The organism is Rhodosalinus sp. (assembly GCF_046542825.1).
Lineage (GTDB): Bacteria > Pseudomonadota > Alphaproteobacteria > Rhodobacterales > Rhodobacteraceae > Rhodosalinus.
The window spans coordinates 15,272-28,321 of record NZ_JBKHAQ010000029.1 but is presented as its reverse complement, the minus strand read 5'-3'; the positions used below and the strand labels follow the sequence as shown (position 1 = coordinate 28,321).

Annotated in this window: 11 protein-coding genes; 9 read left to right on the top strand and 2 right to left on the bottom strand. The window is 70.1% G+C overall.

Going from position 1 to position 13,050, the window contains the following annotated elements:
• The 8 genes from murB to recN all read left to right on the top strand — a co-directional run.
• Positions 1–790, top strand: a 790-nt coding sequence (gene murB / locus ACLFOB_RS05985; RefSeq protein ID WP_410925476.1) for a UDP-N-acetylmuramate dehydrogenase, incomplete at its 5' end; no start/stop codon positions are given.
• 130 nt (positions 791–920) lie between these two features.
• Positions 921–1,856: a D-alanine--D-alanine ligase gene (locus tag ACLFOB_RS05980; RefSeq protein ID WP_410925474.1), complete on the top strand. Its 936-nt coding sequence runs from the start codon at positions 921–923 to the stop codon at positions 1,854–1,856.
• Positions 1,844–2,731, top strand: a complete 888-nt coding sequence (locus ACLFOB_RS05975) for a cell division protein FtsQ/DivIB (protein WP_410925472.1) — start codon at positions 1,844–1,846, stop codon at positions 2,729–2,731. Before ACLFOB_RS05980 ends, ACLFOB_RS05975 begins: the two co-directional genes overlap by 13 nt.
• Positions 2,732–2,738: 7 nt before the next feature.
• Positions 2,739–4,073, top strand: a complete 1,335-nt coding sequence (gene ftsA, locus ACLFOB_RS05970) for a cell division protein FtsA (protein ID WP_410915895.1) — start codon at positions 2,739–2,741, stop codon at positions 4,071–4,073.
• Positions 4,074–4,249: 176 nt separating this feature from the next.
• Complete coding sequence (gene ftsZ, locus ACLFOB_RS05965; RefSeq protein WP_410925470.1) at positions 4,250–5,860, top strand: cell division protein FtsZ; 1,611 nt, start codon at positions 4,250–4,252, stop codon at positions 5,858–5,860.
• Between the two features lie 297 nt (positions 5,861–6,157).
• Positions 6,158–7,075 (top strand): UDP-3-O-acyl-N-acetylglucosamine deacetylase, encoded by a 918-nt coding sequence (gene lpxC, locus ACLFOB_RS05960; protein ID WP_410915893.1) that lies wholly within the window; start codon positions 6,158–6,160, stop codon positions 7,073–7,075.
• A gap of 140 nt (positions 7,076–7,215) precedes the next feature.
• On the top strand, positions 7,216–8,073 hold the full coding sequence (locus tag ACLFOB_RS05955; RefSeq protein ID WP_410915892.1) for an outer membrane protein assembly factor BamD: 858 nt from the start codon (positions 7,216–7,218) through the stop codon (positions 8,071–8,073).
• An 18-nt stretch (positions 8,074–8,091) separates the two neighbouring features.
• A complete protein-coding gene (recN, locus tag ACLFOB_RS05950; RefSeq protein WP_410925468.1) occupies positions 8,092–9,744 on the top strand; it encodes a DNA repair protein RecN in 1,653 nt (550 codons plus the stop codon).
• A 74-nt stretch (positions 9,745–9,818) separates the two neighbouring features.
• On the opposite strand, the gene ACLFOB_RS05945 is transcribed toward recN, so the two are convergent.
• Together ACLFOB_RS05945 and ACLFOB_RS05940 are read right to left on the bottom strand one after the other, a co-directional pair.
• Positions 9,819–11,069 (bottom strand): Coenzyme F420 hydrogenase/dehydrogenase, beta subunit C-terminal domain, encoded by a 1,251-nt coding sequence (locus tag ACLFOB_RS05945; protein WP_410925466.1) that lies wholly within the window; start codon positions 11,067–11,069, stop codon positions 9,819–9,821.
• A gap of 312 nt (positions 11,070–11,381) precedes the next feature.
• Positions 11,382–11,657: a hypothetical protein gene (locus ACLFOB_RS05940; protein ID WP_410925464.1), complete on the bottom strand. Its 276-nt coding sequence runs from the start codon at positions 11,655–11,657 to the stop codon at positions 11,382–11,384.
• A gap of 333 nt (positions 11,658–11,990) precedes the next feature.
• On the opposite strand from ACLFOB_RS05940, the gene ACLFOB_RS05935 reads away from it, so the two are divergent.
• Positions 11,991–13,046, top strand: coding sequence for a cytochrome-c peroxidase (locus tag ACLFOB_RS05935; RefSeq protein ID WP_410918278.1), 1,056 nt, complete (start codon positions 11,991–11,993; stop codon positions 13,044–13,046).
• Positions 13,047–13,050: the final 4 nt, after the last annotated feature.

Sequence of the window (13,050 nt, the reverse complement as noted above, 5' to 3'; positions counted from 1 at the left end):
GGTGCCGGTCTTTCCGATGGGGGTGGGGTCGAACCTGATCGTGCGGGACGGCGGGCTGCGGGGCGTGGTGGTCCGCCTGGGGCGGGGGTTCAACCATATCCGGGTGGAGGGTGACCGCGTGATCGCGGGGGCCGCGGCGCTCGACGCTCATGTCGCGCGGCGCGCGGCGGAGGCGGGGCGCGACCTGACCTTCCTGCGCACGATCCCCGGTGCCATTGGCGGCGCGGTGCGGATGAACGCGGGCTGCTACGGCACCTACGTCGCCGACCGCTTCATCGAGGCGACCGCCGTGACCCGCGCGGGCGAGGTGGTGACCCTCACGCCCGATGATCTCAACTTCCGCTACCGCGAGACCGACCTGCCGCAGGGCTGGGTTCTGACCGAAGCGGTCTTTGCCGCGCCCGAAGGCGACGCGCAGGCGCTGCTGGCGCGCATGGAGGAGCAGCTGGCCCGCCGCGACGCCACGCAGCCCACGAAGGAGCGCACCGCGGGCTCCACCTTCCGCAATCCGGCCGGGTTTTCCTCGACCGGCCGCCCGGACGACACGCACGAACTCAAGGCCTGGAAGCTGATCGAGGACGCCGGCATGCGCGGTGCGCGGCGGGGTGGCGCGCAGATGTCGGAGAAGCACGCCAATTTCCTGGTCAATACCGGCGGCGCCACGGCGGCGGACCTCGAGGGTCTGGGCGAAGAGGTCAGAAAAAGGGTTTTCCAATCAAGCGGAATAGAGCTAGACTGGGAGATCATGAGGGTCGGCGAACCGGCCCCGGATGACGGACGGGAAGAATAGAAAACCGGCCGGATCGAGGCAGGCGGCAGTCAGCCGCACACCAGTGAATTGAGGTCCCGCCGGCATCCGCCGCGCGAGGCGAATGAACTCGGGCGCAAGACCCGAAGGGCAGTGCGAGGCAGGCACGGGGATGTCGGGCAGGACACCCTCCACAGTGGCGGTTCTGATGGGCGGGCTCTCGGCCGAGCGCGAGGTCTCGCTGTCCTCGGGCCGCGAGTGTGCCGTGGCGCTGCGCGACGAGGGCTTCGAGGTGATCGAGATCGACGCGGGCCGCGACCTGGCCGCGCGCCTCGACGCGGCCGCGCCCGACGTGGTGTTCAACGCGCTGCACGGCCGCTGGGGCGAGGACGGCTGCGTGCAGGGGATGCTGGAATGGCTGGGGCTGCCCTACACCCATTCCGGCGTGCTGGCCTCGGCCCTGGCAATGGACAAGCAGCGCTCGAAGGAGGTCTTCGCGCGCGAGGGCCTGCCCGTCGCCGAAAGCCGCATCGTCCCCCGCGCGGAGGCCGAGGCGCGCCACGTCCTGCCGCCGCCCTATGTGGTCAAGCCCAACGACGAGGGGTCCTCGGTCGGCGTCTACATCGTGGACGAAGGGGCGAGCCGGCCGCCGCAGCTCGGCCCCGAGATGCCGGACCATGTCATGGTCGAGGCCTTCGCACCGGGCCGTGAACTCACCACCACGGTGCTGGGGCAGGGGCCGGTGCAGCCCTCGGCGCGCGCGCTGGGCGTGACCGACATCATCACCGAGGGCTGGTACGACTATCGGGCGAAATACGCACCCGGCGGATCGCGGCACGTGGTGCCCGCACAGATCCCTGGCGGGATAGCCGAGTTGTGCGAGGATTACGCACGCCGCGCGCACGCCGCGCTGGGCTGCCGGGGGCTCACGCGCACCGATTTCCGCTGGGACGCGGCGAAGGGCGCCGAGGGGCTGATCGTGCTGGAGCTGAACACGCAGCCCGGCATGACGCCCACCTCGCTCTCGCCCGAACAGGCGCGCGCGGCCGGCATGAGCTTCGGCGCGCTGTGCCGCTGGATGGTGGAGGACGCCTCATGTGGCCGCTGACCCGCCGCCGCGCCGCGGCGTCCGGCCGCGACCCGGCGCCCTCGCTCTGGGCCTACCGGCTGCAGCGTCTCATGCTGACGCCGCTCTTTCGGGACGCGTTGCGCGTGGGTCTGCCCTTCGGGCTGGCCTTCGCCGCGGGCTGGATCTGGCTGGGCGACCCGGAGCGCCGGGACATGATCCTCGGCCATGTGGCCGAGGCGCGCGCGGTGATCGAGAGCCGGCCGGAGTTCCGCGTGGACCTGATGGCGATCGACGGGGCGAGCCCCGACCTTGCCGCCGATATCCGCGAGGTGCTGCAGATCGATTTTCCCACCACCAGCTTCGATCTCGACCTCGGGGCGATGCAGGCGCAGGTGGTGGAGCTCGGCCCTGTCAAGTCCGCCAGCCTGCGCATCCGGCCCGGAGGCCTGTTGCAGGTGCAGGTGGAAGAGCGCGTGCCGGCGGTGATCTGGCGCAGCGCGCGGGGGCTGGAACTGCTGGACGCCGAGGGGCACCCGGTGCGGCCGGTCAAGGCGCGCGCCGACCGCCCCGACCTGCCCCTGATCGCGGGCGAGGGCGCGCAGGCGCATGTGCCCGAGGCGCTGGCGCTCGTGGCGGCGGCGCGGCCGCTCCGGCCGCGGCTGCGCGGGCTGGAGCGCATCGGCGAGCGGCGCTGGAACGTGGTGCTGGACCGCGGCCAGCGAATCCTGCTGCCGGCCGAGGCGCCACGCCCCGCCCTTGACCGCGTGATCGCCATGGACGGGGCCGAGGACCTGCTGGCGCGCGACGTGGCCGCGGTGGACATGCGCCTGCCCGAGCGGCCGACGCTGCGGCTCAACGCGCCGGCACTCGACGAATTGCGCCGGATCCGGCGGATCGAATGGGGAGAGGACTGAGACGGGAATGAACCAACTCTATCAATCCCAGCGCGCGATGCGCGCGATGCGCAAGGCGGCGATGCAGCGCGGGGTGGTGGCGATCCTCGACATCGGCACGTCGAAGATCGCCTGCCTTGTGCTGCGCTTCGACGGCACGGAGGGCGACCGCCCGTCCGACGGGGTGGGGCCACTGGCGGGGCAGGCGGGCTTTCGCGTGATCGGCGCGGCCACCACGCGCTCGCGCGGGGTGCGCTTCGGCGAGATCGCGGCGATGCAGGAGACCGAGCTCGCCGTGCGCACGGTGCTCAAGACCGCGCAGAACATGGCCCAGATCCGGGTGGACCATGTCATCGCCAGCTTCTCGGGGGCCAACCCGCGCTCCTACGGGCTGGCCGGCGAGGTCGAACTGGAGGACCAGACCGTCAGCGAGCACGACGTGGCCCGCGTGCTGGCCGCCTGCGAGGTGCCCGACTACGGCGAGGGGCGCGAGGTGCTGCATGCCCAGCCGGTGAACTTCGCGCTGGACCATCGCACAGGGCTTTCGGACCCCCGCGGCCAGATCGGCAACACGCTGGCCGCCGACATGCACATGCTGACGGTCGATGCGCAGGCGGTTCAGAACCTCGCACACTGCATCAAGCGCTGCGATCTGGAACTTGCGGGGCTTGCCTCTTCGGCCTATTGCGCCGGGATTTCGGCGCTGGTCGAGGACGAGCAGGAACTGGGCGCGGCCTGCATCGACATGGGCGGCGGGTCGACCGGCGTGTCGATCTTCATGCGCAAGCACATGATCTACGCCGACTCCGTGCGCATGGGCGGCGACCATGTGACCGGCGACATCTCGATGGGGCTGTCGGTGCCGATGGCGGTGGCGGAACGCATCAAGACCTTTCACGGCGGGGTGGTCGCCACCGGCATGGACGACCGCGAAATGATCGAGATCGGCGGCGAGACCGGCGACTGGGAACATGACCGCCGCACGGTGAGCCGCGCGGAACTGATCGGAATCATCCGGCCGCGGGTCGAGGAGATCCTCGAAGAGGCGCGCGCCCGGCTCGACGCGGCCGGGTTCGAGCATCTGCCCAGCCAGCAGATCGTGCTGACCGGCGCGGCGAGCCAGATTCCCGGCCTCGACGGGCTGGCTGCGCGCATCCTCGGGCAGCGCGTGCGGCTGGGGCGGCCGATGCGGGTGCACGGGCTGCCGCAATCGGTGACCGGCCCCGGCTTCTCGGCCGCCGTGGGCCTGTGCCTTTTCGCGGCGCACCCGCAGGACGAATGGTGGGACTTCGACATTCCCGCCGATCGCTACGGCGGGGTGAGCTGGCGCCGTGCGGTGCGATGGTTGCGGGAAAACTGGTGATCACGAGATATGGACATATCGGCAAGATCCCGCGAATGGCGAAGATGGCCGGCGCAGATTTTGCGATATTTATCGCTTTTTTTCGTGACGAAATGGCAACAAGTCGATAGGATCGACCTAAACAGGCAGACCCAAGGCTCGCGACAGGGGCCGGAGAACGACAGGCGGACAGAGCGATGACACTCAATCTTTCCCTGCCCGGGCAGGACGAGCTGAAGCCCCGGATCACCGTCTTCGGCGTGGGCGGCGCCGGGGGCAATGCCGTCAACAACATGATCGAGAAGGCGCTGGACGGCTGCGATTTCGTGGTCGCCAACACCGATGCCCAGGCGCTGCAGCAGACCCGGGCGGAACACCGCATCCAGTTGGGCGTCAAGGTGACCGAGGGGCTGGGCGCGGGCGCGCGTGCCAGTGTGGGCGCCAAGGCCGCCGAGGAAAGCATCGAGCAGATCGTCGATCACCTGGCCGGGGCGCACATGTGCTTCATCACTGCCGGCATGGGCGGTGGCACCGGGACGGGCGCGGCGCCGATCATCGCGCAGGCCGCGCGCGAACTGGGCGTTCTGACCGTGGGCGTGGTGACCAAGCCCTTCCAGTTCGAGGGCGCCAAGCGGATGCGCCAGGCCGAAGAGGGCGTCGACGCGCTGCAGAAGGTGGTGGACACCCTCATCATCATCCCGAACCAGAACCTCTTCCGGCTGGCGAACGAGAAGACGACCTTTACAGAGGCCTTCAGCCTGGCCGATGACGTGCTCTACCAGGGCGTTAAGGGCGTGACCGACCTGATGGTGCGGCCGGGCCTCATCAATCTCGACTTCGCCGACGTCCGCGCGGTGATGGACGAGATGGGCAAGGCCATGATGGGCACCGGCGAGGCGGAAGGCGAGGATCGCGCGATCCAGGCCGCCGAGAAGGCGATCGCCAACCCGCTGCTCGACGAGATCAGCCTGCGCGGCGCCAAGGGCGTGCTGATCAACATCACCGGCAGCCACGATCTGACGCTCTTCGAACTTGACGAGGCCGCCAACCGCATCCGCGAAGAGGTGGACCCCGACGCCAACATCATCGTGGGCTCGACACTGGACACGGACATGGCAGGCGTCATGCGCGTCTCCGTCGTGGCCACCGGCATCGACGTGACGGCCGAACAGGTCGAGACGCCGCCGGTGCCGCGCCGGCCGATGTCGCGCCCGCTCGCCCGGCCGGAAACCGAGACCGAGGCGCCGGTGGAGCGCCCCGTAGAGCCGCAGGAGGTGGCGGAGGAGCCCTACGCTCCGGCCGCATCGCAGGTGCACGAGGCGGCGGAAGAGCCATCGCTTTTCGAGTTCGAGCCGCAGGAAGAGTTGGCCGAGGCGGAAGCCGACGACGACGGCCTGCCGCCGCCCGCCTATCAGCCCCGCCAGCCCGAACCGCGCCGTGCCGAAGCCGTCGCCCGGGCCCCGGAGCATGATCCGGAAAGCTTCGTCGCGCCGCAGGCCCCGGCACCCGGCACGCCCTCGCCGGAGGCGCGTGCCCGCCTCGAACAGGCGGTGCGTGGCGCCCGGCGTCCCGCCGGTGAAGCCGCGCGGCAGGTCGACGACGGATCGGCCGACAGGCCGCGTTTCGGCATCAATTCGCTGATCAACCGGATGACCGGGCACGAGGCCGCGCAGAAGGCGCCCGCGCCGCGCCGGCAGCCGCCGGTCCATGGCGCGGCGCAAAGCGCGTCCTACGACCATGACGACGAGGCAGATCCCGATCAGGAGCGCATCGAGATCCCGGCCTTCCTGCGGCGCCAGGCGAACTGACGCGCACACAGGGTGGACAACAACGCGAGGCCACCTTCGGGTGGCCTCTTTCCGTTGCGCTGGGCCCTTGCCTTTGCGGGGTTTTATCGGGTCGTGGCCCGCTGTTGCACAGCGTTGCAAAGCGTGAATTGAGCTTGCAGGCATGGTCGCGTTAACAGTTCGTTCAGGTGGACGGGCCCGCGCCGGGAACACAGGCGCTGTGTCAGCAGGGACGATCCGCCGCGCGCCCGGACCGCAGAGGTCACGAAAGAAGGCGCGACAGGGATGAGACAGGCAGAACGGCGACAGGGGCCAATCGTGCAACGGACAGTGAAATCGGACGTGCGCTTTGACGGCGTGGGCCTGCATTCGGGCCGAGCGGCGCGCATGGTCATCCGCCCTGCAACCGCCGAACAGGGCATCTGGTTCCACCGGACGGACGTGGAGGGCGACGGGCTGATCGCCGCGCGCTGGGATTCGGTGGAACCCTCGGCGCTTTGCACCCGAATCACCAATCGGTCCGGAGCGTCCGTCTCCACGATCGAACACGTCATGGCGGCGCTGGCCGGCACGGGTATCCACAATGCCCTGATCGAAATCGACGGACCCGAGGTGCCGATCCTCGACGGCTCGTCCGCGCCCTTCGTCCGGGCCTTGCTGGCGCGCGGGGCGCGGCGTCTGCCCGCACCGGTCCGCGCGCTGGAAGTGCTGCGCCCCGTGCGGGTCGAAACCGACGCTGGCTGGGCCGAACTGGCGCCGTCCGAAAGCTTCGCGGTCGCGTTCCACATCGACTTTCCGGATGCCGCCATCGGCGCGCAGAACCTGTCGCTCGACCTGTCCAACGGCGCCTTCGTGCGAGAACTCTGCGATGCGCGCACCTTCTGCCGGCAGTCGGACGTGGCAGCGATGCGTGCCGCGGGGCTGGCGCTGGGCGGCTCGATGCGCAATGCGGTCGTGGTCGAGGGCGACCGCGTGCTGTCGCCTGGCGGCCTGCGCCGCGCCGACGAGGCGGTCCGGCACAAGATGCTCGATGCGGTGGGCGACCTGGCGCTGGCCGGCGGCCCGGTTCTTGGCCGCTACACCGGCTTCCGCGCCGGTCATGCGATGACCAACATGCTGCTGCGCAAGCTCTTCTCGACACCGGGTGCGGTACGCATGGTCACCTGCGATGCTGCCCGCGCGGCGCATCTGCCCGGCGTGGGGGCCGATCTGTCCGAGATGCCGGCCGTCGCCTGAGGCAGCGGCGCGACCGGGCGCTGCGCCTGCCGCTTCTGGCGGCGCAAAGGCGTTTTGCCTCGCATGCAGATATGCTAGGACCGGGCCGAAGCGGCGCGGGGCCATCGGCCCGGACGCGGCGAGCATGGGGTGGAGTGCGGATGACGGGCACGAGGGCGCTGAGCAGGGCCATTGCGGCGGGGCTGGTGGCCGTGGCCTTGGCGGGCTGCGGCGAGCGGGAAGCGCGCGACGGCATCTTCGGGAACAACGCGCCGCTCGAGACCTTCACGGCCGAGCAGATCTTCGAGCGCGGCGAATTCGAACTGACCCGCAACCGCGCCGAGGACGCGGCCTTCTACTTTTCGGAGGTCGAACGCCTTTATCCCTATTCCGAATGGGCGGAGCGTGCGCTTGTGATGCAGGCCTATGCCTGGCACCAGGACAAGAGTTACGAAGAGGCGCGGGCGGCCGCACAGCGTTACCTCGATTTCTACCCGGCGCAGGAGGATGCCCCCTACGCCCAGTATCTCCTCGCGCTCAGCTACTACGACCAGATCGAGGACGTCGGCCGCGACCAGGGCGTGACCTTCCAGGCGCTGCAGGCGCTCAGGCAGGTGATCGAGCGCTACCCCGACAGCGATTATGCCCGCTCCGCGATCCTGAAGTTCGACCTCGCCTTCGACCACTTGGCCGGCAAGGAGATGGAGGTTGGCCGCTTTTACCTGAAGCGCGACAACTTCGCCGCCGCGATCAACCGATTCCGCGTGGTGGTCGAGGATTTCCAGACCAGCAGCCACACCCCCGAGGCGCTGCACCGGCTGGTCGAATCCTATCTCTCGCTGGGCCTGACGGACGAAGCGCAGACCGCGGGCGCGATCCTGGGTTACAACTACCAGGGCTCCGAGTGGTACGAGGACACCTATGCGCTTCTGACCGGGCGCGGGCTGGAGTTGCGGCCGCGCGGCGACAACTGGCTTTCGGCCATCTACCGGCAGGTGATCCGGGGCGAATGGCTGTGAGCCGCGGGGCGTAAGCCCATGCTGCGGGCGCTCGACATCCGCGACATGCTGATCATCGACCGGCTGGAGCTGCGCTTCCGGCCGGGCCTCAACGTGCTGACCGGCGAGACCGGCGCCGGCAAGTCCATCCTGCTCGACTGCCTTGGCTTCGTGCTGGGCTGGCGGGGGCGGGCCGAGCTTGTGCGCGCGGGCGCGGACGAGGGCGAGGTGGTAGCGGAATTCGCACTGGACTCCGGCCATCCCGCGCATGCCGTGCTGGAGGAGGCCGGGCTCGCGGCCGAGGATGGCGCACTCCTGATCCGGCGAGTCAACCGGACGGGCGGGGCGAAAACCGCCTGGGTCAACGACCGCCGCGTGTCGGGCGAGGTCCTGCGGCGGCTGTCGGACACGCTTGTCGAACTGCACGGGCAGCAGGACGACCGGGGGCTTCTGGACCCGCGCGTGCATCGCTCGATGCTGGACGCCTTCGGCGGGCTGGGCGATCAGGTGGCGGGGGTGCGCGCGGCCTGGGCGGCCCGGCGCGCGACGGCGAAGCGATTGGCCGAGGCCGAGGCGGCGCTGGACGAAGTCCGCGCGGAGGAGGAATTCCTGCGCCATGCGGCACGGGAACTGGATGCACTGGCGCCCGAACCGGGCGAGGAGGCCGACCTCGATGCGCGCCGCCGCATGATGCAGGGCGCCGAGCGGGTGCGCGAGGACGTGGCGCGCGCGCGCGCTGCCCTGGGCACCGACGGGGCCGAGCGGATGATGGGCGACGCGCTGCGCTGGCTCGAAGGCGCGGCCGACGCCACCGAAGGGCGGCTGGAAGAGCCGCTCGCGGCGCTTTCGCGCGCGATGGTCGAACTGGGAGAGGCACTCGCGGGCGTCGAGGACACGCTCGAGGCGCTCAGCTTCGACCCGCTGGAACTGGAGCGCACCGAAGAGCGGCTCTTCGCCATCCGCGGGCTTGCGCGAAAGCATCAGGTGATGCCCGACGATCTGCCGGAGCTTGCCGAGAGCCTGCGCGCGCGGCTCGAGGCCCTCGATGCGGGCGCGGACCGGCTCGCCGGTCTGGAGGCCGACGCGCAGGAGGCCGGTCGCGCCTACGACAGGGCCGCCGAGGCCCTGAGCGCGGCACGCGCGGAGGCGGCGGAACGGCTCGACGCTGCCGTGACCGCCGAACTCGCCCCGCTCAGGATGGAGCGCGCGGTCTTCACCACGCGGATGGAACGGGCCGACCCGGGCCCCGAGGGCCGCGATATCGTGCAGTTCACCGTCGCCACCAACCCCGGCGCCCCCGCGGGGCCACTGAACCGCATCGCCTCGGGCGGGGAACTCAGCCGTTTCCTGCTGGCGCTCAAGGTCTGCCTCGCCGCGCCCGACCGGGGCGTCACGATGATCTTCGACGAGATCGACCGCGGCGTGGGCGGTGCCACGGCGGACGCGGTGGGCCGGCGGCTCAAGGCGCTGGCCCGTGGCGGGCAGGTGCTGGTCGTCACCCATTCGCCACAGGTCGCCGCGCTGGGGGCGCATCACTGGCGCGTCGCCAAGCGGGTCGAGGGCGAGACGACGCTGACAGCGGTCACCCCGCTCGACGCGGGCGGCCGGGTCGAGGAACTGGCCCGGATGCTCGCGGGCGACCGGGTGACGGCCGAGGCGCGCGCCGCTGCCGAATCGCTGCTGGCGGGGTAGGGTGCGTGCTTGCACGCACCCCAACGGATGTGGCGGCGCAGGTGCGTGCAAGCACGCACCCTACGCCGGGTCGGTCAGCCGCCCTTGCCGCGCTCGCCCGGATCGGGCGTAAGCCCGTAGCGCGCGGCAAGCCGCCAGACATGATCGGGCACCATGTTCTTCACCTTCGCGGGATGCGCGCGGCGCAGGTGCAGAACGGTCTCGATCGCCTTCATCTCGACCCGCGCGCGGGCGAACTCCAGCCCGCGTGGCCCGGTGCGTGGTTGCAGCCAGGCCACGATCGGGCGCACCCAGTCCGGCATCCGGCGCAGCGGCAGGCCGCCGGCCGCGCGCTCGGTATTGACCATGAAGCCCTTGACGGCGGCGTCGCGCTTGCCCTTGTCGGTGAGGCGCGCGGTCTTCAGCCGGTCGCCAAGGGCGGCCAGCATCTCTTCGCCCCGGGCGTTGCGGGCGATCACCCACTGCTCGCCGTCGCCCGCCATGTAGCCCACGGTCACGTCGGCGAGGCGGTTGGTGTAGTCCACGCAGGTCTTGCAGGTCATCGGGAAGAAGTCCGCCGGCAGATCCGAGAGCGGCAGCTTCAGGAAGGGGACGAAGCGCGGCTTGCGCCCGTCGTCGAACCGTAACTCGACGCGGTAGTCGGCGCGGAATTCCAGGTAGCTGATCGTCTCGGGCCGCGCGTCGAGCCGCGACAGGAAGCCGTGGAAATTCTCGGTCGTGGTGTTGTCGGAACAGGGCGTGCCGATGACGTAGATGCGGTCGAACCCCAGCTCCTCCTCCAGTGCGCGCAGGGCGTAGACCTGGCAGGGGATGCCCACCATGGCGATGCGCCGGTGGCCGGCGGCGCGCGCAGGCTCCAGCAGCGCGAGGGTGGGCGCGTAGCCCATGCGCATGCCCCGGCAGCGCGCCATCTCGTCCGGGTCGGTCACGATGACGGGCAGCGGTTTCCAGCGGTCGTCGGGATGGGGCGCAACGGCCAGCACCGCGTCCACGGTGCCGGCGCGCAGCAGTTCGGCGGCGAGCGCTGTGGTGATGCCGGTCCACTGCGCACCCTCGGCGGGCGGGTCGAGCCGCGCCCGCCACATCGCGCGGGCGACGCCGAAGAACGCCTCCTCGCCGTGTTCGGGATCGGCGGGGCGGCCATGCACCCGCGCCTCGAGGCCGGGGTAATCGGGTTTGATGAACTGGCAGGCCCGCCCGCAGGCCCGCCCGTCGCCCATGCGCGAGACGCCGCAATCGGTGCACAGACCGGGCCGCGGCGCGCCGGAGAGCGCCGGCGCGGTGAGCCCTTCTCGGGGAGCGATCTGGGTGGGGTGAAGGGTCATGCGCGGCTCCGGTCTCCCGGCGGAGTGTGCTGTGCGACGTTTCCATATGTCAAGTTTTGTTGACAGTGCATCCCGCGTCCCGAAGGCGAATTTCCGATCGAAAATTCGCCATGCGCTGCGGCTTGCTGCATCGTCCGCCGTAACGAAGAATTTTCGATCGAAAATTCTTCGCCCGCGCTACTCGGCCGGCATCCGCGCGCCGCTGCCGTCTGCACCGGCCTGCCTGGCAAGGGCGCGGCGCTTGATCTGGGTCGAGGTCTCGCGCGAACGCCATGAAGAGCGGCATCGCCCATTGCACCACGTCGGGAAAGCTCACTTCCGCGCCCATGCGTCCTTGTCAAGGTCTGGCGGTATCGCATGCGCCTCGTCCTGCGTCACCAGCGCCAGCCGCACCGCGCCCCAGTCCGGAAAGCGCAGGATCAACCGGTTGGCCCCCCGCCGCGCCCGCAAGCCCGCGCGGCGCCGGGTCACGGTATCCGCGCCCATCGTCCAGACGATCCAGGCGCCCCCGGCGGCCGTGACCAGCGCGGCGTGCCCCTCCGACAGCAGGCCGATTTCCGTCACCCGGTGGTCGGGAAACTCGCGCATCCACCCGGCCCGCGCTGCACCGGCATCCGCAAGACCCGCGCGCCGCGACATGCCGAAGCGATGGGTGAGTGCCGCGATCGCGGCGATTCCCGCGGGACCACCGGCAGCAGGATCTTCAGCGGCATCCCTGCCTCTTCCTTCCCGGCCGCAGTCGAGCCGCGGCAGGATCCGCGGGTCGAGCCCGCGGCAGCGTCGCGCAGAGGGCGCGCCGCACTGCGGCAAACCCGCGCGCTCCACAAAAACTTCACAGGAAATTGACCGAAATCAAAGTTGTTGTCACGATGATCGCGATGTTGGGTCCTGACAGATACGCACAAGCCACAGGAGGCCATGATGAGATCCCTCAGAGCCATGCTTGCCGGAACTGCCGCTTTGGTCGCGGCCGGTCCCGCCTTTGCCGAGGAGAATGAGCTCCGCGACTGGGCGCTCGACATGTTCAGCCCCGTTCCCGCGACCGTTCCGGCGCTCAGGGACAACATCGTCACGCCCGAGAAGGTCGAACTTGGCAAGGCGCTCTTCTTCGATCCGCGCATGTCCGCCTCGGGCGTGTTCTCCTGCAACTCCTGCCACAACGTGGGCACCGGCGGGGACGACAACATGCCGGTCTCGATCGGACACGGCTGGCAGACGGGACCGCGCAACTCGCCCACCGTTTTCAACGCGGTGTTCAACGAGGCACAGTTCTGGGATGGCCGCGCCGAAGACCTCGCCGAACAGGCGAAAGGTCCGGTGCAGGCGGGCGTCGAGATGGCGAACACGCCGGACAACGTGCTCGCCACGCTGAACTCGATGCCGCAATACGTCGAATGGTTCGAGGAGTCCTTCCCCGAAGAGGACGACCCGGTCACCTTCGACAACTTCGCCAAGGCGATCGAGGCCTTCGAAGCCACGCTGATCACCCCCGCGCCCTTCGACGCCTGGCTCAACGGCAACGACGACGCGATGACCGAAGAGGAAGTCGCAGGGCTCGAGACCTTCCTCGAGGCCGGCTGCGCCAGCTGCCACAGCGGCGTCAACCTGGGCGGCAACGGCTATTACCCCTTCGGCCTGGTCGAGCGGCCGGGTGCGGACATCCTGCCCGAGGGCGACAAGGGCCGCTATCAGGTGACCGCGACCGCGGCGGACGAATACGTCTTCCGCGCCTCGCCGCTCAGGAACATCGCGGTGACCGCGCCCTACTTCCACTCCGGCGTGGTCTGGGATCTGCGGACCGCCGTGGACATCATGGCCAGCTCGCAGCTCGGCGCCGACCTGAGCGACGAAGAGATCGACGAGATCACCGCCTTTCTCGGTGCGCTGACGGGCGAGGTGCCTGAGATCACCTATCCGATCCTGCCGCCAGAGACCGCCTCGACGCCGCACCCGTCCGGCGAGGTGCTGCCGAACTGATCGC